We start from the raw sequence: 21078 nt of genomic DNA, 5'->3' as shown, positions 1-21078 counted from the left end.
AAAAATAAGTTATGAATTATGAAAATTGCTTTGCTACTTTTTCAGCTTTTCTACTTTCACTATAGTCATAGAAACCTTCTCCAGATTTAATACCTAGTTTTCCAGCCATAACCATATTTACCAATAGTGGGCAAGGGGCATATTTAGGATTCTTAAACCCATCGTACATTACATTTAAAATAGATAAACATACATCTAAACCAATAAAATCAGCCAATTGTAAAGGTCCCATAGGATGAGCCATTCCAAGTTTCATTACAGTATCAATTTCAGAAACACCAGCAACTCCATTATAAAGAGTTTCAATTGATTCATTAATCATTGGCATTAATATACGATTAGCTACAAAACCAGGATAATCATTAACTTCAACAGGAACTTTTTTGATTTTTTTAGTTAAATCAACAATAATCTCCATAACCTCATTAGTTGTATTATATCCTCTTATAATTTCAACTAACTTCATAATTGGTACAGGATTCATAAAGTGCATACCAATAACTTTTTCTGGCCTGCTAGTTACAGCTGCTATTTGTGTAATAGAAATAGAAGAAGTATTTGTAGCTAAAATAGTGTTAGAACCACAAGCTACGTCAATGTCTTTGAAAATTTTTAATTTTAAATCAACGTTTTCAGTGGCAGCTTCAACTACTAAATCTACATTTTTAACACCATCTTGTATACTTGTAAAAGTAGTGATGTTGTTTAATGTATTATTTTTATCATCTTCTGAAATTCTTTCTTTAGCTACCATTCTATCTAAATTCTTAGTAATAGTTGCTAAACCTTTATCTAAAGCAGTTTGTGAAATATCAATTAATTGTACATTATATCCAAATTGCGCAAAAGTATGTGCAATTCCATTTCCCATTGTTCCAGCTCCAATTACGGCTATGTTTTTCATGTGTTGTAGTTTGTTTTTATTCAGTTGAATAATTTATTTTAATTTCGTTTGTTTGTCTTGAATGTTTTTACTTAGTATGAGGGATTAAAAGCAGTCAATAATCATTTGTGCTACACGTAAAGCTTCAGTACCTTGACGTAAAGAAACAATAGGGGTAGTGTTATTGTTAATAGCATCAGCAAAAGACTCTAACTCATCTAAAATCGCGTTATTTTCTGTTACTTCAGGGTTATCAAAATAAATTTGCTTTTTAACACCTTCTGCGTTTTGTAAAATCATAGCAAACTCATCTGGTTTTTCTGGTACATCTTTCATTCTAACTACTTCAGACTTTTTCTCTAAAAAATTAACAGAAATATAAGCGTCTTTTTGAAAAAAGCGAGATTTACGCATGTTTTTCATAGATATTCTACTAGCAGTTAAATTAGCAACACATCCACTCTCAAATTCAATTCGAGCATTTGCTATATCTGGAGTGTCTGAAATTACAGAAACACCACTTGCATGCACATTTTTTACAGTTGATTTTACAACAGATAAAATAACATCAATATCATGAATCATTAAATCTAAAACAACAGGAACATCAGTACCTCTTGGGTTAAATTCAGCTAATCTATGAGTTTCAATAAACATTGGAGTATCAATCATGTCTTTTACAGCAGTAAATGCAGGATTGAAACGTTCAACATGACCCACTTGTCCTTTTACATGAAATTGACTAGCTAAAGTTCTTATAGATTCAGCTTCCAATACTGTATTGGTTATAGGTTTTTCAATAAAAATATGTTTTCCTTTTTCAATGGCTTGTCGTGCGCAGTCAAAATGTGAAAGAGTAGGTGTTACAATATCTACAACATCTACAGCATCTATAAGTTCAGCTATAGAGTTGAATAGGGTATATCCAAATTCTTTAGCAACTTTTTGTGCATTTTCAGTAAAAGGATCATAAAATCCTATTAATTCATATTTCTCTGATTGTTGTAATAAACGCAAGTGTATTTTACCTAAATGACCTGCTCCTAAAACTCCAGCTTTTAACATATTTTATATTTATTTTTATTACTTAGAAGATAAAAACAATCTTTTTAATAATTATTTTTATGGGTTGTATCCTCGTAATGAAAGTGTTATTTTTAGTTAGTGATTTTTGGAAAAAAATCAACGCTAACAAAGATACACTTTTAAAGATATTTATTACTATTTTTAGCCCACTGAAATTAGGATATTAGTGAGAGATACTACCAAACACCAAGGACTTAGAAACCAATTAGCAAACGTTTTAGAAGCAAAAGGAATTACAGACGAAAAAGTTTTAAAGGCTGTTCGTAAAATTCCTAGGCACTTATTTATAGATAGTAGCTTTGAAGCGCATGCGTATCAAGATAAAGCATTTCCAATAGCAGCTGAACAAACTATTTCTCATCCATATACAGTTGCTTTTCAATCACAAACGTTAGCAATTAAAGAAGGTGACAAAGTATTAGAGATTGGTACAGGGTCAGGTTATCAAACTGCTGTTTTATTAGAGTTAAAAGCTGAGGTGTATTCTATAGAACGTCAACACGAATTGTTTAAAAAAACATCATTATTTTTACCTAAATTAGGGTATAGACCTAAACGATTTATTTTTGGAGATGGTTATAAGGGATTACCAGAACAAGCTCCTTTTGATAAAATTATTGTTACAGCAGGGGCTCCTTTTGTACCTAAAGCTTTATTAGGACAAATTAAAGTAGGAGGAATGCTGCTAATTCCTGTTGGTGATACTGAACAAGTAATGACATTGTTTATACGTAAATCACCTAAAGAGTTTGAAAAACATGAATTAGGAGATTTTAAGTTCGTTCCAATGTTAAAGAAGAAGAATTAAAATTCTCGAAAATCTTTATGTATTTTCTTTTCGTGTATTGTTAGATTCTCAATAATGTCTAAATAAGAGATTCGCACTGAATTTGATTTGACATAAAAAAGTTCTTTATGATCGAAACTAAATAATGGGATATACAAAGAGACTTCTGTTGAATCTGTTGGTTTTAAATCATTTCTTTTAAAAGTTTTGAACTTTTTCTTACGATCGGTTAATAATAAAGGTTTATTATAAATTAGATCTTTGACGGTATCATGATTTGAATTATATTGGTGTACGCCACTCCAATAAATTGAATTTACGAACTCTTTGTATGATTTTTTTATTTTAAAGGATTCTAAAGGGTTGATAGAAAATTCTCCTGCTCCACATTCAAGACCGTATTCATAGTCATTATTGTATTGTGGAAAATTAAATTTATTTCTTAAATGAAAAAAAAAATTGAATCATTAACTTCATAAAATAGTTTGTCGTATCTATAAGTCCAAACTAAATAAGGATTTATACTTCTATTTTCAAAATTTATGAGAAAGGAGTTGTCTTTTTTTTCAATAGACAGAGAGCAGTTTTTATTTTTAACTTCTTTTCCAATCTCTGCATTTTCTTTATAAAATGAATATATAATTGCTGGTGTAAAATACCCTCGCAGTAAATACAGGTCTGTTAAATAAAAAGTAAAAAATAGTATTAGAGTAGTAAATACAATTTTTTTTAATGTCTTTTTCATAGCGTGAATATAAGACTAAAAATAAAAAATCCGCTTTTTAAGCGGATTTATTGAATTTGAATAAAGAAATCAACTATTCGGCAGTTGCTTCAGCAACTACAACCTCTTGTTGATGAGAGTTTTGTTTTGTTTGATCAGTTTTAGCTAAACCACAAGGGCTTGTGCTACCACAAGAAGAAAAACCTAATAAACTAACTATACAAATTGCAATAAATACTACTTTTTTCATTTTTAATATTTTAAAAATCAAATATACATATTTTTGATTAATTTACCAGAATCTTCTTTCGTTTCAATAACGTTAAAGGCTACCATTTTATTTTGTATACGTGTAATTAAGTTTTTTGAAGCAGGTTTTCCATCATTCCATTCAGTTATAGAAAGCCACTCTTTTATGTCTTTTTCTTGTTGTTCGTATCTGATAGCTAGTGTTTTGTCAATATTCTGGATGCTTTTGAAGTCTTCAGTACAAGAGTTTATAATATTTAAAACTTTTTTTACTTCTTCAAAATTGTTTTCTAAAATTTCATCACGAACAGCAATAACAAAACAAGGCCAAGGTGTTGGACAATCTCCTAAGCGCCTAAAAATATTACTGTCAACCAAAGGTTTTGTAGTAAAATGTTCCCACATAAAATAATCAGCCTCTTTATTGGTTAAAGCATCAATACCTCCTTGTAAGTTTCCAACTACTTTAAATTTTAATTTATCAATATCCCACCCATTGTTATGTGCATTCACAATTGCCATTAAGTGAGAGCCAGATCCGAATCGACTTATAGCAACGGTAGCGTGTTCTAAATCTCGAATTTCTTTAAAATTAGATTTTGCGCCAACATGAATTCCCCAAATCAAAGGGCTTTTTACATAAGTTTGGGTAATTTTAGAAGGATTACCATTTATAATATCTTTAATGATTCCTTCAGTAAGTACAATTGCAATATCAACTTCTCCAGAACGTAAAGCTTTACACATTTCTCCAGTACCACCTGGATAGTCTTTCCAACGCAAATTTATATTATGCTTTGTGTATTCTTTATTTTTTAATGTAATGTACCATGGGTAATTAAAATGTTCCGGTACACCACCAACTTTTAAATTAAGCATTTACTCTACTAATTTGTTTAACGTATAGATAATTAAATCTTCAATTATTTGGCTAGGGTTTTTACTAAAAGTACCGGTAGCTCTATTTGCTATAATTGCATTCATAGAAATAGCGTTATGACCTAACAACTTCGATAATCCGTAAATTGCTGAGGTTTCCATTTCTAGGTTTGTAATTCTATTATTGTTATAGTTAAAGCTATCAATTTTAGTATTTAAATTAGCGTCTTGTAAACCTAACCTAAGGACTCTTCCTTGAGGTCCATAAAATCCACCTGCAGTTGCAGTGATTCCTTTATAAATAGAATTAGAATATAGTTTTTGTTCTAATAACTTCCCATTTTCAATAATAATAGGTGTTGCTTTTTTATCAGACCAATTGGTATGGTTAATAAAAGCTTTCTCTATTTCTGGTGTTGTAATTTTATCAATTTGATAAGAATGTAACATACCATTTAAATCCAAAGCATGAGAACTTAATAAAATACTATCAACAGGTATGTCTTTTTGTAAAGACCCAGAGGTTCCTATTCGAGTTATATTTAAAGAAGTATGTTCTTTTTTTATTTGACGTGTTTCTAAATCTATATTAACGATAGCGTCTAACTCATTTAAAACAATATCAATATTATCAGGACCAATACCTGTTGAAATAACTGTTAAACGTTTATTTTTATAGGTTCCAGTAGTTGTTTTGAATTCACGTTTTTGAGTAGTGAATTCAATACTGTCAAAATGTTTTGTTACTTTATCTACTCTATATTGATCACCAACAAAAATAATGTCAGTAGCAATATGTTCGGGTCTTAAATTTAAGTGATAAATACTTCCGTCTGAATTTAATATTAGTTCAGAATGTTGTATGCTCATTTATGATGTTATTTTTAATAGCTTGTTGGTATTGTTTATATACAAGTAGCTATATTTTTTAGAACCGCCAAGATACGAAAAATCAGAACGTATTTGACCATAGTAATTTACTTGGTCGTTTAATACTTTTTTTCCCATTTTACTTAGTTTAACGGGGTCAAAGGAAGTGAACAGTTTTTTTAAGTGTTGCAGTTTGTTAAAGTATTGAGTATCACCAAATCCATATACTTCTTGTGAAGCCAAAATTGAGCCAACTAATTCATTTTTATTTTTAAAATGTTGCTGATTGGCAATTTCTAAAATAGAGTTTTCAATTTTATTTAATCCATTTTTAATTGAAGGAAACCTTTGAATATGTGCTTTAATAGCAGCTTCAAGATATACAAAAGGTGACATAGGGTTGTATTGATGAACTGTTTCTAAACGTAGGGGACTATCTGAACAATATAATTGCCAAATATAATCAGCATACTCAATATCATCTTGAGTTAATACTACTCTTTTATTATAATGTTCTTTTAATTCAGTATTTGTTAATTGACCTAAACCAAATAATCCTTTTTTACCTTCTATTTCACCACTACAAACTAATGATATTTTTCTTCCTTTTCTGTAACGTTTTAACCAACTTATAACAGCAAGCATATTTACTTGGCAGAATAAATCATATTCAAACCATAATACAATTTCATCTTGTTGTTTTTGATTACAAAGATTTCTGTATTCTTTTAAGGTGTAATCAATAAAAGTTTTTTTTGAAACTTTATAAGAAGATTTTAAAAAATCAAAGCGAGTTTTCCAAAAGTTCTCACTACCAACGTCAATAGATGTTTTTCCTTCACATAACATCTCACGCCATGTAATTATTGATCCATTAAAATTTAGTTTATTTAATACTTGGGTAGTACTGTCTCCGTTTGTAATGTGTAATATAGAAGATGCCATAATTATTGGGGATAATTGATAATATTTCTTAATAATATATAATAAACGTTTATTTTTTGCCGTTATTATTAATTAAATGAGTTTTAACACTTTGTAATGATATAACAAAAAATGTAAAAACAAAAATGCTGAGAAACTTTTTTTCTCAGCATTTTTGTTTAACCTCCAACTCTTTTTACTTTAAAGCCTTTGGCTTTTAAAATTTCCATTATTTCATTCCTGTAATCTCCTTGGATTATTATTTTATCATCCTTATAACTACCACCAACACTTAGTTTAGTTTTAATTTCTTTAGCTAGTTTTTTAAAGTCGCTTGTAGCTCCATTATAACCATCTAAAATAGTAATAGGTTTACCTTTACGTTTTTCATATTTACAAAGTATGGGTTCTTCTTGTAGCCAAACATCAGGTTTTTCTTCAACAGGTTTTTCCTCAAATTTATGATCAGGAAACAGGTTTTTAAGTTGATCTTGTATATCCATTATTACTTTATTAATCCTAACTCACGCAAACGTTCGTTTAAAAAATCACCAGCAGTAATATCTTCAAATTGTTTTGGATTGTTATCATCAATACAGTTATCTAATACATCTAGTTTCATCTCTGAAATAGGATGCATAAAAAATGGTATCGAATAACGAGAAGTACCCCACATTTCTTTTGGCGGATTTACAACACGGTGAATGGTTGATTTTAATTTATTATTACTATGTCGAGATAACATGTCACCAACATTAATCATTAATTCATTTGGTTCTGCAATAGCGTCAATCCATTCTCCTTTGTGATTTTGTACTTGTAAGCCTTTACCATGAGATCCCATTAATAATGTAATTAAATTAATGTCACCATGAGCAGCAGCTCTAACAGCTCCTTTTGGCTCTTCTTGGATAGGAGGGTAGTGTATTGGACGTAAAATACTGTTCCCGTTTTTGATATATTGATCAAAATACGTTTCTTCAAGTCCTAAATGTAAAGCTAATGAACGAAGTACATATTTAGCTGTTTTTTCAAGCATTTGATATGTTTTTTTTCCTACTTCATTAAAGTTAGGAAGCTCTTCTACATTAACATTTTCAGGATATTCTTTTTCTAATTTTGGATTGTCTTCAACATATTGACCAAAATGCCAAAACTCTTTTAAATCACCTTCTTTTTTTCCTTTAGCAGATTCTTTTCCAAAAGAAACATAGCCTCTTTGACCTCCAATTCCAGGTACTTCGTATTTTTGTTTTGTTGCTACTGGTAGTTCAAAGAAGTTTTTAATTTCTGTATATAAATCTTCTACTAGTTTGTCATTTAAAAAGTGTCCTTTTAAGGCTACAAAACCAATATTTTCATAAGCGTGTCCTATTTCATCAATAAACTTTTGTTTACGAGTTTCATCGTTAGATAAAAAGTCTTCTAAATTTACGCTAGGGATTTTATTCATTGTTAATAAGTTTAACTTTTTTACTTTGTAAAGGTAGTAAAATCAAGCGTATGCTAATAAATTACTTATTAACAAAAGGTATTAAGTAAGAAATTGTATAGTTAAAACCAAAACCTGTATTATTTTCAAAAACTCTATTGAAACCAGGAGCATATAATGTTTTGAAATTCTTTTGATCATCAATGCTAAGTAAAATTTTATAAGAAAAACCTGCACTAAAAAATAAATTTTTAAAAGTTTCTACTTTTATTCCTAACTGAATTTCTGTCCAATGCGCTGTTAAACCAGTATCAGTTACTGGAGTGTTTATTGTATTTGCAGGAAAATATGGAGTAGTTGAACCATTAGTAACATTTGGGGTGTAACTATTTAAAGTTTGATCAAATAAAGCAAATCCGTATCTAGCTCCAATATAAATTTCATTATTCATATCCAGCCAATTTTGATAAGCATTATAATTTGCGCCAATTTTTATATAGCTTCCTTTAGAGGTAGAGTTTGTAAAATCTTCAAAACTAATTTCTTTTTCATACCCTAATTCTGTAGCAACATACCATTTTTTTGTAATTCTATAATCACCAACAAGTTCTAATCCGCTATAGCTTTTATCAACGAAAGAGAGTGTTGGTTTGCTTAAATCTACACCAATACGTAATCCATACCCAGTTTTGTACGTTATAGTATCTTTTTTTACTGTTTTTTTTTGTTTTTTTTGAGAGTAGGTATTCGTAAAAACAAAAACTAAACAAAAACTAATGAAATACTTGTACATGTGCTTTAATTTGATTGTTTATAATAGAAACATCTTTAGTAGATAAACTATTTATCCAAGAAGGTGTTGAGCTCGTTAAAGTAATATCTTTAAAAATAAATCGATAACCACATGAACGAGAAATGTATTCTTCTTCTGTAGTATAATTAATAGTTAAAGTAGCTATTTTATTGTTTGTTTTTATATTATCTACATCATTCATTTTTAAAGTATATACCGTTTTGGTATCTAGTCCATTTAAAGGAATAGCAATAGAATCAGTATTTCTGTCTACAAAAAGACTATCGGTTTTTCCAACAGCAATTATAGAAAAACGTTCTACACTTTTTTTCTTTGTAACATCATCTTTATCATGAAAACGTAATATTAAACTAGGCGTTACAGGATTTTGAGTACAGAAATCATCTTTTTCACAAGAAGAAAGTCCCATAAAACTTATAATTATAATGTAGATGTATTTTTTCATTTAAATTTATTTTTCAAATAAAACAACAGTTTCTATATGTGCTGTGTGTGGAAACTGATCTACCAAACTAATTTTTTTAAGCTGGTATCCAGCTTTCATTAGTTCTTCAGTATCACGAGCTTGTGTTGCTGGGTTACAAGATACATAAACCATTCTTTCTGCATTTAAATTTATGATTTTTTTAAGTGTTTTTGGTGCAATTCCAGCACGTGCAGGATCTAAAATAATGGTTCTTATTTTATTTTTATATTGAGGATGTTCGTATAAGAATTTACCAACATCAGCAGCATAAAACTGTAAGCCTTCTATGTTATTTCTTTTAGCATTCTTTTTAGCATCTTCAATTGCAGAAGCTACAATATCAACTCCTACAATTTTTGCATTTTTAGAATTTGAAGCTATAATTTGTCCTATGGTACCTGTACCACAAAATAAATCCATAACCACAGTATTGTCAATAGCTTCTTTGTTTTCTAAAGCATAATCAACTACTTTAGTATATAATTTTTCAGCAGATTTTGGATTTGTTTGAAAAAAGCTTTTCATGCTAATTTCAAAATTTAATCCAAGCAACTCTTCTACTATTTTCTCTTTTCCATATACCAAGTCAATACTTCCAGAAGTGGCAATTGTTCTATCTCCAACTTCATCATTTATTGTATGTAATAATCCAGCTAAACGTTCTCCGAAAATATCTTTTAAAAATTGAGCGAATTTTTGCAAATCAAATTTGGGTAAATCGTAAGATGTAGTAACTAAGTTAAATAGCAATTCATCAGTTTTGTATGATTTTCGAACTACAAAGTATCTGAAAAAACCTTCTTTTTTTGGGCCATGCCAAGGAGCTAAATTAGTTTCTTGGCAATATTCTCTAATACTTTTTAGATTGTCTTCAACCAGTTTATCGAATAAGCCAGAATCTTTGTCTAAATTATCACCCATCCACCAAGTACCACGACGTTTAAAACCTAATGTAAATTCATCTATATCAGTTTTGTTTTTTCGATCATAACCAATAGCAGAAAAACCATATTCCATTTTGTTACGGTAATGAAATACATTTGGAGAAGCTATAAATTCATCAAATAAATCTTCTATGTTAGAAACTTTACCAATACGTTTAAAAAGAGATAGTGTACTTTCTTTTTTGTACTGGTGTTGTAAATTTATAGGTAATTGAATGTAAGGAGCCCCAGGAATATCTTGATATGGAACTTCTATTTCATTATCTGAAGGTTTTAAAACTTCAATTAACTTACATTCCGCATAGTTTTTTTTAGATTTCACAACACGTGCTTTTACCAATTGACCAGGCAAGGTATTAGGAATAAAGACTACAAAAACTCCTTCATCAGAACGAATTCGACCAATTCCTTTTCCTCCAAAAGCATAATCTTCAATTAATATTTCTAAATCCTGATTTTTTTTAACAAATTTATTTCGTTCTCTACGTGGCATTGTAAATATTTTATGGTTTGCAAAATTAGGAAAAGATATTGTTTGAAGTACTTTAAACATAAACATTAATTATTATTTTTAAAATTAAATTGAACCTTTTAACTTTTTGGGCGTCTATGTATTGTAATCGATTATGAAAAATAATAATAATTCATCAGATAAAGAGTTAGTGTTGGCCTATAAATCAGGAAAGAAAGAAGCATTTTCTTTTTTGGTCAAAAAATGGCATTTACAATTTTGTAAACTAGCTTTTTGGTATGTTAAAGATGCTGATGTAGCAAAAGATATAGCTCAAGAAAGTTGGAAGGTGATTTTAAAGAAAATAGAAAATTTAGAGGAACCAGATAAGTTTAAAAGCTGGGCTATTAGTATTGTAAAAAGAAAAGCTATAGATTATTTACGTTTAAATAAAAAAAGAAAGTTAAAATTAGAGAAATATTATAAAGATAATACGGTAAATATTTGTACTGAGGGAGCTGAAAACAAAGAATCTATTTATAAGAAAAGATTAAGAGAAGGGATTCAAAAGTTACCCGAAAATCAAAAAATAGTGATACAACTTTTTTACACACAAAATTATTCTTTAAATGAAATTAGCGAATTAATAAATATCTCTGTAGGAACTGCTAAATCTAGATTGTTTCATGCAAGAGAGAAATTAAAAACAATTTTAAAACATATAAATTATGAATAATATAGAAGATATAGATAAATTAATAAAGGAAACATTATCAGAAGAAGAAGCTAAATTTTATGAAGAGTTAGAGGAACAAAATATGTTTCAAATGGTGGGAGGGCTTTTTCAAGGAAAAAATAAATGGATTATGTATTTGATGAACATTATGACTCTTGTGTTTTTTGGGTTGTTTGTGTATTGTACTATTCATTTTTTTGAATCAGAAGTAACAAAAGAGTTAATAAAATGGGCGTTAGGTTCAGTTGTGTTCTTATTAGGAGTTAGCATGTTGAAAATTTTTGCATGGTTACAAATGGATAAAAATGCGGTATTAAGAGAAATAAAAAGATTGGAATTACAGGTGTCATCATTATCAGGAAAACTAGATCAATGAAATATTTTTTATATGAATAATTAAAATCGATTTTATAAAGTTATGTAATACTAAGAGAGTTGCTTATGATACTATGTAAGCAACTTTTTTACTTTCAAAAGGTGACTATTTATACACTTGATATTAAAATAACTCTTTTTATAACTGTAATTTAGGGTTTCATGACATTTTTTTAATAAATGATTGTTAAAATTTAGAACTTTGTTTAACAATCAAAAACTAATCAATCATGAAATTATCATTTAAACTAGCTTTAGGAACTATGCTCATTTTGAGCTTGGTGTTTTTAAACTCTTGTAAAAAGAAAGAAAAAGAACAAATAAAAGCAAAAACTGAAGTAGCTTATAATAAGTTAGAAATAGAAAGCTTGTGTGAAAGCAATTGGTTTCCACATTCTCAAACACCTGCTCCAGAAGAGGGAATAGGCAGTCCGTTTGATACAATAAGTACTACAAATGCTATTTTTCATCAATGGTCATGGCAAAAGTTTTTATGGGTAACAAAACCTGAATATCAAATAGAGAAATTGCTAGTAAAATTAGATGGAAAGGAAGTTCCATTGTATGTTGGAGATACTTTACCATTATTTTTAAACCCAAAAAAAATGTATCAAGTAGATTCTCACTTGGGAAGTGTAACACCAGTGCCTGGAGCATCTGTGGTTTTAGAAGATACTGCACAAGCTGGTTCATCAGGAATTTTAAGAACAAATCCAGCATATAATAATGCACATAACAAAGAAGAGACAGTATTTTATTCAATTCATGTTTCACCAACATTAAAAAACGCAGCTGAAAAATTTAAAGACTCTATTTTAAATGGAACATTAGTTAAAGATAATTTATCTTCTTTTCCAGTTGGATCATTAGAGTTAAAAGTTTCTTGGACTTCGATTGATGCAATTCCTGTAAATAAACGTGCTAATTATTTTACAACGGTTGGAGCTGTAGATGATGGAAAAGGGAATTTTACCAATAAAGAAGTGGCTTTATTAGGAATGCATGTTGTTGGAGTAGTAGAAAACCATCCTGAATTTATTTGGGCAACTTTTGAGAATTATGATTTAGCACCAAATTATAATTGGAAAGAAGATAAAGCAAGTTCATCTTCAGATAAGTTATTATTTGCTAAAGGTAGTACCACAGGAATTAATGGTATTTATTGGGATACGATTAAAAAACAAGCATCAACATTATATAAAGTATACGATATTTTTAAGTTTGGTGTACCTAGAGATTCTACAGGAGGATTTATGAAAACAAGTCAAGAAGAGCCTGTAAATTTCGAAAACATAGTAAATATTAACAATTGTGTAAAAAAGAATTTAAAAGATGTATGGGCAAATTATTTTTATAACGGTTCTATTTGGGTTGATACTGATGGATTATCATCAAAACAACAAGCTGAATTATTAGTGAAGTTAAAATATAGTGTAGGAAGCGGGACACCTGGATCAGTAGCGAGAGGTTCTTTAAATTGTGCAAATGTTACAATGGAAACTTACACACAAACTTTTAAAAGTAGTTTAAAAGATGTTAATGTAAATACATTAGCTAATTGCTTTAGCTGTCATAATGCTGTAAGTTATACTAGTGATACTTCACCAATTTATATGAGTCACCTGTTCGATTCATTTATAAAAAGAGCAGAAGGAAAAACATCTGATGAAGTTGAAATGCTAAAAGCGAAACAGGAAGTAAAAGAGTTTATAGAGAATAGATTGAAGTAAAGTTTTTAAGATTGACTTTACAAAACCTCCCCAACTAAATACATGGTTGAGGAGGTTTGTTTTTTGTTATAATGTTTAAAGTTACTGGCTTTTGAAATATCGCTAGTACTAAGTATTTAAAAGTAAATAATAATAAATAAATTGCATTGTAAATTTTTATAATAGAGTAAACAAATGAAGGTAAATTTTTATTTATTGGTATTTATAGTGTTTTGTATAAATACAAGTTTAACAGCTCAAAATTGTATTTGTACTGGTGAAGAGGAGTGGAAAGGAAATAGAGTGATATTGGATAGTAATGTAAAAAAAACAGATCCTTATAACTCAATTATAAAGTTTACTGTTAAGAGATGGTATCATTTTTTTCATGACGGATTTAGTGGAACAGGTTCTTTTATTAAAGAAAATATCATTGTAACAGCTAAACATAATATCATTAATAAAGGTATTACTAAAATATCTTATAGTATAGGAGGAGAAAATATTGTTTTAAAGAAAAAAGATTTTAAGTTTTTTTTATATAAAGAAAAAAATAAGGGAGTTGAAAATGATATTGCAATTATTAAAATTACAAACCCTAATAAATATGTTAGGAATGTAACTTTTTTTAAGTATTTAAATAATTACGAATTAAATAATAAAAGGTTACACTTAACAGGATTCCCATGTGATTCTAAAGGAGAATTAATAGAGAAAAATGCATTGTATTCTACTATAAAAATTAATGATAGAAATACAATTATTGGGTATCCAATGTATACTTGTCAAGGAGATAGCGGAGCTCCTTTATGGTATAAAGATGAAGATGGATATTTTGTTATTGGAGTTCATCATGGAGGAAATGAAAACATTATTGGTTTTGTTGAACAAAAGTTAAATGTCGCAGCTTTTTTTAATAAAAATGTAATCTCATGGCTAAATAAACATTCTAATTAAACTTTCTTTTTTTAAAGGCCTAGTTTTAATTTAATAAAAGGTTAGGAGTTTCTCCTTTTCCAAAAAATACTTTCTTTCCATCTTGCTTCTGCTTTATAAAATAAATTTTTATGCTTTAAATAGTGACTCCACACATGTTCTATTTGATTTGAATAAGTATTGTTGAAGTTTTCCATTTTAGCTAAGCTAAAATCATTAATAATATTAAAATTTGTTAGTAGTTCCTTAACTTGCATAGCATTAGCCATTGCATTAAACATACCTTGAGAAGATAAAGGGTCAAAGCTAATAGCTGCATCTCCTAAAGCAATCCATTGTTTACCAGCAACCTGTTCTAAACGTGTTGAATTAGCACTAACAGTTCCATGAAAAGTAATATCTTTTTTATTTTTAGGTATTAACGAATGTATTACTTGATTCGTTTTAAGAAGTGCTAAAAAAGATTCAGAATTTTTAAGTATCGCTTTATCTATGATATCTGAATCAGTTTGAAAAGAAATAATTCTGGTGTTATTAGGTAACACTGCACTATACAACCAACCTTGTTGCTCAGCAACAATAGTACTCATAGTATTTATATTTGTATTTGGCATACTTATCCAACATGAAATTAATTTATCACATTGAATTCGTTTAATTCCTATACTTTTTGCAAAGTGAGATTGTCTTCCTGTAGCATCTATAACAAAACTTGCTTCAATAGCATGAGTAGTTCTGTTTTTTAAATTATCAGATTTACCGGTTACTCTCCATATATTTTCTTCGTAAACGCTATTAAAAAGACGTATTCCCCATAAACAAAGAACACCTCTGTCTGATGCTTTTTTTCTGAGGTATGTTTCAAATTTTGCCCTATCTAAGCTTTTAGAAAACCCATCAGGATTTTTAAGATGATCTACAATATGAAGTTGATTGCTTCCCCAGTATGATTGCATACCAAGGTTATTACTAAATAATGTTTGTTTAAATTCATCTGATTCATTTTCTAAAAGATCTAGTTTCTTTAAAATTCTTTGGGCAGCAGGAGCTAATGATTCACCAATTCGATCAGAAGGAGTTATTTGTTTGTCTATTAAAGTAACATTATAATCCTTAGCTAAGGAGATAGCAGCAATGCAACCCGCAATACCTCCGCCAATAATAAGTATATCTGTTTTTCTCACAAAGTGAGTGTTAAAAGAGTTAATATTTAATTTACTTTTAAACACAACCTTGTAATACTTTTACAAGATTGTGTTTATTGAATACTTATAAAAGTAATTTATTTAGGAGTATATCTTGAAAAACGTGTCATTTTTTCAGGAATACCTACTTCTACTTTTTTAGAAACTTCTTGCTGATGTGAGTCTGATTGTTTCATTGTATGTAATTTAGAAGCAATAAGATGAATGGTGTTAGTAACGTTTGAAGATGGAGTAAAATCTTTTGTTAATTCATCTTCTACTAACGTTAGTAATTCACCTTTAGCTCCTTCTAATAAGAATTGTTCGTTTAAAAGGTTGTCATGAGAAAGTTTATCTACTGCTGCGTTTAGTATATTTTTAGTAGCATCATTTAAAGTATGACTACTATTTAAAATAGTATCTAAATCTGCTAAAGTAGCTTTTAATAATGTAGCTTCTTGCTCAGTAGTAGGTGTAATTCCAACTTGCATTTCTTTAGGGAAATTAGGATCATGAGTTACTCCAGGACGTTTTTGAACAACTGCTAGTTTATCAAAATATTTAACCATACTGTTAATTTGATTCGTATAGGTTGGAGCTGCACCATCTAAAGGAAGATTATCTAGCCATTCAGTACGGTAATTAAAAGCTTGGATACGAGTTTCTTCAGATAGATTAGTGTCAACAGCTTCTTCATAACGTTCTTCATTTAAAATATTATTAGGTACTCTGGCAGGCCAAAATGTTGGTAAATATGGGTCATATTCACTGGTATAACCATCTCTACAACTTGCAGTATCAGTTTGCCAAGGAATAGCCATCCAACGAGTAATACTACCAGCTACTTGTCCCCCTAAAATAGGTCCTTTTGCTAACGGGAGTACTTCATTATTCATGATAGGTCCATAATACATAGTATTAACTGGAGGTGTTTTTGGAGCATGTTTTATTCTAAAAGGAGCCATGTACATTCCTGAAGAACGCATAGGCCAGGTCATTTCACATCCAGGATGAAAAGCATCAGCTAAACAAAACTCCATTGCAGCTTTGGTAAGCATATCTGGTTGTTCAGTTATAGGTAAGTCATCTATTGATTGAGCTTTTGGTGTGTGTGGGCATCCAGTCATATCTATATAATCGGCATCAAAATCTCCTTTAACCCATTGGTCTAAAAACTCTAACTGTAAATTTGATAATGTGGCATGTTGACGAACAGAACCTGTTGACGGAATACTAATAGCATCACCATATAACCAAGGCCATAATTGAGGTGCTTCAGCACCTGTAACATCAAATCGACGGAAATTATTTGAAATTGTTCTACGCATTTCCATATATGCAGAAGATGGGTTTCCTAATCGTTTAATCCATTCGTTAGTGGTGTAGTTAAATTGTCCTCCAAATCCAAAAGCACCGGCAAAACCTGCATTTACCCATTGTAAATCAGTCATACGTTGAAAAATAGGTAAAATATCTTTAGTGAAAGACGGTCTTGTAGGACGAACTAACATTTTAGATTTTACAGCTACATCACGCATTAAATCCCACATAGTACGTACTGACTTTTGCATCGGTGCATAATCAGGTGGTGCACAAATAACCCAAGCAGGATCTACTATAAGCTTGTTTCCATTATATTCAACTTCGGCAGTAACAGGTCCGTCAGAAATGTCATCATACCAACCTTCATTGTTAGCAAAAGTAATAGCAATATCTCCATTTATATTTTCTGATTTCCCATGTCCACCTAGCATAATTAAACGACCTTTTTCATCGGTATGCATTTCCCCTAAATACACTTTTTTAGATAAAAATTCTCCTTCAAAAAAAGGACCATCCTTAATGTTTGTTCCAGAAATAGATTTAGCACCACCATCTATTAATAAAGAGTTTCTGTCTTTTACATCTATGTTACGTAATAAAGAAGGAGGACTATCTGCAGCTTCTGGAATATCTAAAGCAATGTTGAATTGATACCATGAAGATTTTTGATTTGATAAATGACTATGCCATGTAATGTTAGAGTTTTCTGCAGTTAATTCTTTTACAGCTTTACCAGCTGCATTGAATCCATAAATTCTAAATTGAGCAGCTTGTCTTTTTAAAGCACCAGTTTTATCTCTATACGCATACGAATCGGTTTGTGGCTCAGGATTGTCAACTAAAGGCCCAAGAAAGTATTCATCTTTGCTATTTCCAACTCTCATAACTCCAATAGGAGGATAGATACCTGCTTTTACAATGCAGTCACTGTTTTCATCAGTATTTCCTTCAAAATTTGGATTGATGCTTTTTGGTTCGTGTAATTGCTGTCCGTTCGCTTGGTGTCTTGCTTCAGCACTTGCAGCATATACTACTTTTCTTGCTTGTGCAATAGAACCTAATGGTTCATGTTGTGGTAACGTTCTCCAAATATTAAACGCTAAATTACTTCCAAATTCAGCTTGACCAATACTTGAAACATCTTGCTGAGGTAAATGTAGTTTAGCAATACATATATATGGACTCTCTTCTGTACTCCAAACTACTTGCGCATCATCCAATGGCATAGTAGCGTCATTGGTTCTTAGTTGTATTTCAAAACGAAAAGTAGCTTCTTTTTTTACTAAACGTTGTTGCAGGTCTAAGCCTAAATAATTTGTATCATTAAAAGGGGTTCCTTTATAAGTATCATCAGGAACCAAACGATATTTTACAATTTGAGAGTCACCTAATTTAAAAGGGAGAATTGCCCAATAACTTGCGCTTAATACACTAGCTTCTTCTTTAGTCATGGCTTGTAAAATGCTAGCAAGTTCAGGGTGTTTTCCAATATAAGAGCTATAGTCACGATCAATAACACCAGCAGTAGTAAAACTGCACATTTGACTAGCATCACGAGCAAAAAATCGATCAATATTTTGAAAAATGAAATCAGCATTAGTTCCATCACCTAGTAATTTTGGTCCGTCAACACCAAATAATTTTAAACCTACCCCTAAGGTAGAATGTAAATCTGGAGATGTTGGTCCTGTGTCACTTGAAAAGCGAACGGCACATTCATAAGTATCTCCTGCAAATATTCCAACTTTAAATTTCTCGTCTATATTTTTATTTATTTCAAAACGACCATAGGCTATACCATGTTGCTTTCTGAAAACAGCTCTTTCAGCAGGTTTTTGACCGTTTTCAATTCTAGTTTTTTGTCCCATTTCTACAAACATCTCTTTAAGACGTTGTGTAACTAAGGTAATATCTCCATCGCAGTTCCAGCAAGAAGATGACTTTTCATTTAGAGGTTTTGTCATTGTTAGTTAGTTTATTACTTAGTGAAATTGTTAAATACCTTTAAAAATAGGGAATAAATGGCGTAGTTAATTTAAAAAAATCATGAACGTTTTAATTTTGGGTATAGAAGAAAATGTAGTAAAACTATGTCTATTAAGAAATTTGTCAGAGTTGCGAAATAAGAAAAGACTAAGTAAAAAATACACATGATTTTTATAAATGAAAAACTCCACAACATTTTGTTGTGGAGTTTTTAGATAAAGCATAATTTAATATTCTGTTTTATCTTGCTTTTCAGTCCATTTTTCAAAAGGCTCTAGCGCTATTTCACGGCCTACTTGTTCAAACGGAATACTACGTTTTTCATAAGGTAAAGGAATTTCTTTGTAAATAAACTCATCATCAAAACCAATGTTTGCAGCATCTACTTGATTACTTCCATAAAAAACTTTTTCAGGCCTAGCCCAATAAATAGCACCTAAACACATAGGGCATGGTTCACAAGATGTATAAATAATACAGCCTTCTAGTTGAAAAGAGCTTAAATTTTTACATGCATTTCTAATAGCAGTAACTTCTGCATGAGCAGTAGGGTCATTTGTTGAGGTAACTTTATTATTACCACGACCTATAATTTCTCCGTCTTTTACAATAATACACCCAAATGGTCCTCCTTCGTTGTTTTGCATTCCTCTTAAAGCTGCTTTTACAGCTTCACTCATAAATTCTTCGTGTTTATTCATTTTTTGAAATTATTTAAATAGTAGAGATGAAAAAAGGTTGTAATTTATTTACAACCTTTTTAAACTTATATGTTTATTAAAAAGTTTATTTTAAACTTCCAGTCATGTCTTCAGGTTTTACCCATTCGTCATATTGTTCAGGGGTTACATATCCTAAACGAACAGCTTCTTCTTTTAAAGTAGTACCATTTTGATGTGCTGTATTAGCGATTTCAGCAGCTTTATAATACCCGATTTTTGTATTTAAAGCAGTAACTAACATTAATGAATTATTCACTAATTCAGTAATTCTAGAATGATTTGGTTCAATACCAGCAGCACAATTAACATCAAAAGAGACACAAGCATCTCCAATTAATTGAGCAGATTGTAATACGTTAGCAGCCATCATTGGTTTAAAAACATTTAATTCGTAATGACCTTGAGTTCCACCAACTGTAACAGCAACATCATTCCCCATAACTTGCGCACAAACCATTGTTATAGCTTCAGCTTGGGTTGGATTTACTTTTCCAGGCATAATAGAAGAACCAGGTTCATTAGCAGGAATAATTAATTCTCCAATACCTGAACGAGGTCCAGATGCCATTAAGCGAATATCATTTGCTATTTTGTTTAAAGAAACAGCTAATTGTTTTAAAGATCCGTGAGTTTCAACTAAAGCATCATGTGCAGCCAAAGCCTCAAACTTATTTTCAGCAGTAATAAAAGGAAGTTTGGTAAACTCGGCAATATATTTAGCTACTAATACATCGTATCCAGCAGGAGTATTTAAACCTGTACCTACAGCAGTTCCACCTAAAGCTAACTGAGCTAAATGTGCTAATGAGTTTTTTAATGCTTTTAAACCAAAGTTTAATTGAGCAACATACCCTGAAAACTCTTGTCCTAAAGTTAGGGGAGTAGCATCCATTAAGTGAGTACGGCCAATTTTTACAACATCTTTAAAAGCCTCTGATTTTGCTTGTAAAGTATCACGTAATTGCTCTACTCCAGGAATGGTAACTTCTACAATCTTTTTGTAAGCTGCGATATGCATTCCTGTAGGGAAAGTATCGTTAGATGATTGTGATTTATTTACATCATCATTAGGTTGAATTGTTTTTTCTCCTTCACCAATTACTTTTCCTGCAATTTCATGCGCTCTATTAGCAACAACTTCATTCACATTCATGTTAGATTGTGTACCTGAACCTGTTTGCCAAATTACTAAAGGAAATTGATCGTCGTGCTTACCTTCTAAAATTTCATCACATACTTGTGCTATTAAATCTCTTTTTTCTTGAGCCAATACACCTAATTCACAGTTTGTAAAAGCTGCGGCTTTTTTTAAGTAAGCAAATCCGTATACCACTTCTAAAGGCATAGATGCAGCAGGACCGATTTTAAAATTATTACGAGAACGCTCGGTTTGAGCTCCCCAATATTTATCAGCAGGCACTTCTACCTGTCCCATAGTATCTTTTTCGATTCTGTATTTCATTTGTAAATGATTTTTAAAATGCTAAAAATTAATGATGACCAAAATTACAAATTCTAATAGATTTAGTAGTTGATTTTTATCAGATTTTATTGCTAGTAACGAAAAATAGTTATAATTTTGTAGCTCGTAACAATTT

Annotated in this window: 21 protein-coding genes; 5 read left to right on the top strand and 16 right to left on the bottom strand. The window is 30.2% G+C overall.

Going from position 1 to position 21078, the window contains the following annotated elements; all coding sequences use genetic code 11:
- Window positions 1–16: 16 nt before the first annotated feature.
- A complete protein-coding gene (locus DS884_RS15420; protein ID WP_113787388.1) occupies window positions 17–904 on the bottom strand; it encodes a 3-hydroxybutyryl-CoA dehydrogenase in 888 nt (295 codons plus the stop codon).
- An 84-nt stretch (window positions 905–988) separates the two neighbouring features.
- On the bottom strand, window positions 989–1948 hold the full coding sequence (locus DS884_RS15415; RefSeq protein WP_113787387.1) for a Gfo/Idh/MocA family protein: 960 nt from the start codon (window positions 1946–1948) through the stop codon (window positions 989–991).
- A gap of 187 nt (window positions 1949–2135) precedes the next feature.
- Here DS884_RS15415 and DS884_RS15410 point away from each other — a divergent pair, with 187 nt between their 5' ends.
- Entirely contained in the window at window positions 2136–2777 is a 642-nt protein-coding gene (locus tag DS884_RS15410; RefSeq protein ID WP_093871654.1) for a protein-L-isoaspartate(D-aspartate) O-methyltransferase, read from the top strand.
- A gap of 421 nt (window positions 2778–3198) precedes the next feature.
- On the opposite strand, the gene DS884_RS15405 is transcribed toward DS884_RS15410, so the two are convergent.
- The 10 genes from DS884_RS15405 to rlmD form a co-directional block, all read right to left on the bottom strand.
- Window positions 3199–3501 (bottom strand): hypothetical protein, encoded by a 303-nt coding sequence (locus tag DS884_RS15405; RefSeq protein ID WP_113787386.1) that lies wholly within the window; start codon window positions 3499–3501, stop codon window positions 3199–3201.
- A 73-nt stretch (window positions 3502–3574) separates the two neighbouring features.
- On the bottom strand, window positions 3575–3730 hold the full coding sequence (locus DS884_RS18485) for a hypothetical protein (RefSeq protein ID WP_158530857.1): 156 nt from the start codon (window positions 3728–3730) through the stop codon (window positions 3575–3577).
- Window positions 3731–3747: 17 nt separating this feature from the next.
- Complete coding sequence (locus tag DS884_RS15400) at window positions 3748–4608, bottom strand: substrate-binding domain-containing protein (RefSeq protein ID WP_113787385.1); 861 nt, start codon at window positions 4606–4608, stop codon at window positions 3748–3750.
- Window positions 4609–5478 carry a nucleoside phosphorylase gene (locus DS884_RS15395; protein WP_113787384.1) on the bottom strand — a complete coding sequence of 290 codons (870 nt, stop codon included), beginning with the start codon at window positions 5476–5478 and terminating at the stop codon, window positions 4609–4611. It lies immediately after the preceding gene.
- Window positions 5479–6423, bottom strand: a complete 945-nt coding sequence (locus DS884_RS15390) for a DUF1835 domain-containing protein (RefSeq protein ID WP_113787383.1) — start codon at window positions 6421–6423, stop codon at window positions 5479–5481.
- Window positions 6424–6581: 158 nt separating this feature from the next.
- A complete protein-coding gene (locus tag DS884_RS15385) occupies window positions 6582–6905 on the bottom strand; it encodes a translation initiation factor (RefSeq protein ID WP_093871650.1) in 324 nt (107 codons plus the stop codon).
- Between the two features lie 2 nt (window positions 6906–6907).
- Window positions 6908–7855, bottom strand: a complete 948-nt coding sequence (locus tag DS884_RS15380; RefSeq protein ID WP_113787382.1) for an isopenicillin N synthase family dioxygenase — start codon at window positions 7853–7855, stop codon at window positions 6908–6910.
- Between the two features lie 61 nt (window positions 7856–7916).
- Complete coding sequence (locus tag DS884_RS15375) at window positions 7917–8627, bottom strand: DUF6048 family protein (RefSeq protein WP_113787381.1); 711 nt, start codon at window positions 8625–8627, stop codon at window positions 7917–7919.
- Window positions 8608–9093 (bottom strand): DUF6452 family protein, encoded by a 486-nt coding sequence (locus tag DS884_RS15370; protein WP_093871647.1) that lies wholly within the window; start codon window positions 9091–9093, stop codon window positions 8608–8610. Before DS884_RS15370 ends, DS884_RS15375 begins: the two co-directional genes overlap by 20 nt.
- A 6-nt stretch (window positions 9094–9099) precedes the next feature.
- On the bottom strand, window positions 9100–10551 hold the full coding sequence (gene rlmD / locus DS884_RS15365) for a 23S rRNA (uracil(1939)-C(5))-methyltransferase RlmD (protein WP_093872072.1): 1452 nt from the start codon (window positions 10549–10551) through the stop codon (window positions 9100–9102).
- A gap of 133 nt (window positions 10552–10684) precedes the next feature.
- On the opposite strand from rlmD, the gene DS884_RS15360 reads away from it, so the two are divergent.
- From DS884_RS15360 to DS884_RS15345, 4 genes are all read left to right on the top strand, one after another.
- Window positions 10685–11245 (top strand): RNA polymerase sigma factor, encoded by a 561-nt coding sequence (locus DS884_RS15360; RefSeq protein ID WP_113787380.1) that lies wholly within the window; start codon window positions 10685–10687, stop codon window positions 11243–11245.
- The gene (locus DS884_RS15355) at window positions 11238–11621 is read left to right on the top strand and encodes a DUF6768 family protein (protein ID WP_317047343.1); all 384 of its coding nucleotides are present in this window, start codon (window positions 11238–11240) and stop codon (window positions 11619–11621) included. Before DS884_RS15360 ends, DS884_RS15355 begins: the two co-directional genes overlap by 8 nt.
- A gap of 229 nt (window positions 11622–11850) precedes the next feature.
- Window positions 11851–13350 (top strand): hypothetical protein, encoded by a 1500-nt coding sequence (locus tag DS884_RS15350; protein ID WP_113787378.1) that lies wholly within the window; start codon window positions 11851–11853, stop codon window positions 13348–13350.
- A gap of 174 nt (window positions 13351–13524) precedes the next feature.
- Window positions 13525–14286 carry a trypsin-like serine peptidase gene (locus DS884_RS15345; protein ID WP_113787377.1) on the top strand — a complete coding sequence of 254 codons (762 nt, stop codon included), beginning with the start codon at window positions 13525–13527 and terminating at the stop codon, window positions 14284–14286.
- 41 nt (window positions 14287–14327) lie between these two features.
- Here the strand turns inward: DS884_RS15345 and DS884_RS15340 are convergent, their stop codons facing one another.
- The 4 genes from DS884_RS15340 to fumC all read right to left on the bottom strand — a co-directional run bounded on the left by DS884_RS15340 (window position 14328) and on the right by fumC (window position 20942).
- On the bottom strand, window positions 14328–15449 hold the full coding sequence (locus tag DS884_RS15340; protein ID WP_113787376.1) for an NAD(P)/FAD-dependent oxidoreductase: 1122 nt from the start codon (window positions 15447–15449) through the stop codon (window positions 14328–14330).
- 98 nt (window positions 15450–15547) lie between these two features.
- The gene (locus tag DS884_RS15335; protein ID WP_158530856.1) at window positions 15548–18736 is read right to left on the bottom strand and encodes a LodA/GoxA family CTQ-dependent oxidase; all 3189 of its coding nucleotides are present in this window, start codon (window positions 18734–18736) and stop codon (window positions 15548–15550) included.
- 249 nt (window positions 18737–18985) lie between these two features.
- Window positions 18986–19459 (bottom strand): nucleoside deaminase, encoded by a 474-nt coding sequence (locus tag DS884_RS15330; protein WP_093871641.1) that lies wholly within the window; start codon window positions 19457–19459, stop codon window positions 18986–18988.
- An 85-nt stretch (window positions 19460–19544) separates the two neighbouring features.
- Window positions 19545–20942 (bottom strand): class II fumarate hydratase, encoded by a 1398-nt coding sequence (fumC, locus tag DS884_RS15325; RefSeq protein WP_093871640.1) that lies wholly within the window; start codon window positions 20940–20942, stop codon window positions 19545–19547.
- Window positions 20943–21078 lie beyond the last annotated feature (136 nt).

The organism is Tenacibaculum sp. E3R01, from assembly GCF_003318185.1.
In the GTDB taxonomy this organism is placed as follows: domain Bacteria; phylum Bacteroidota; class Bacteroidia; order Flavobacteriales; family Flavobacteriaceae; genus Polaribacter; species Polaribacter halocynthiae.
The sequence above is the reverse complement of the archived record's forward strand: the minus strand, read 5'-3'. Positions and strand labels throughout refer to the sequence as shown.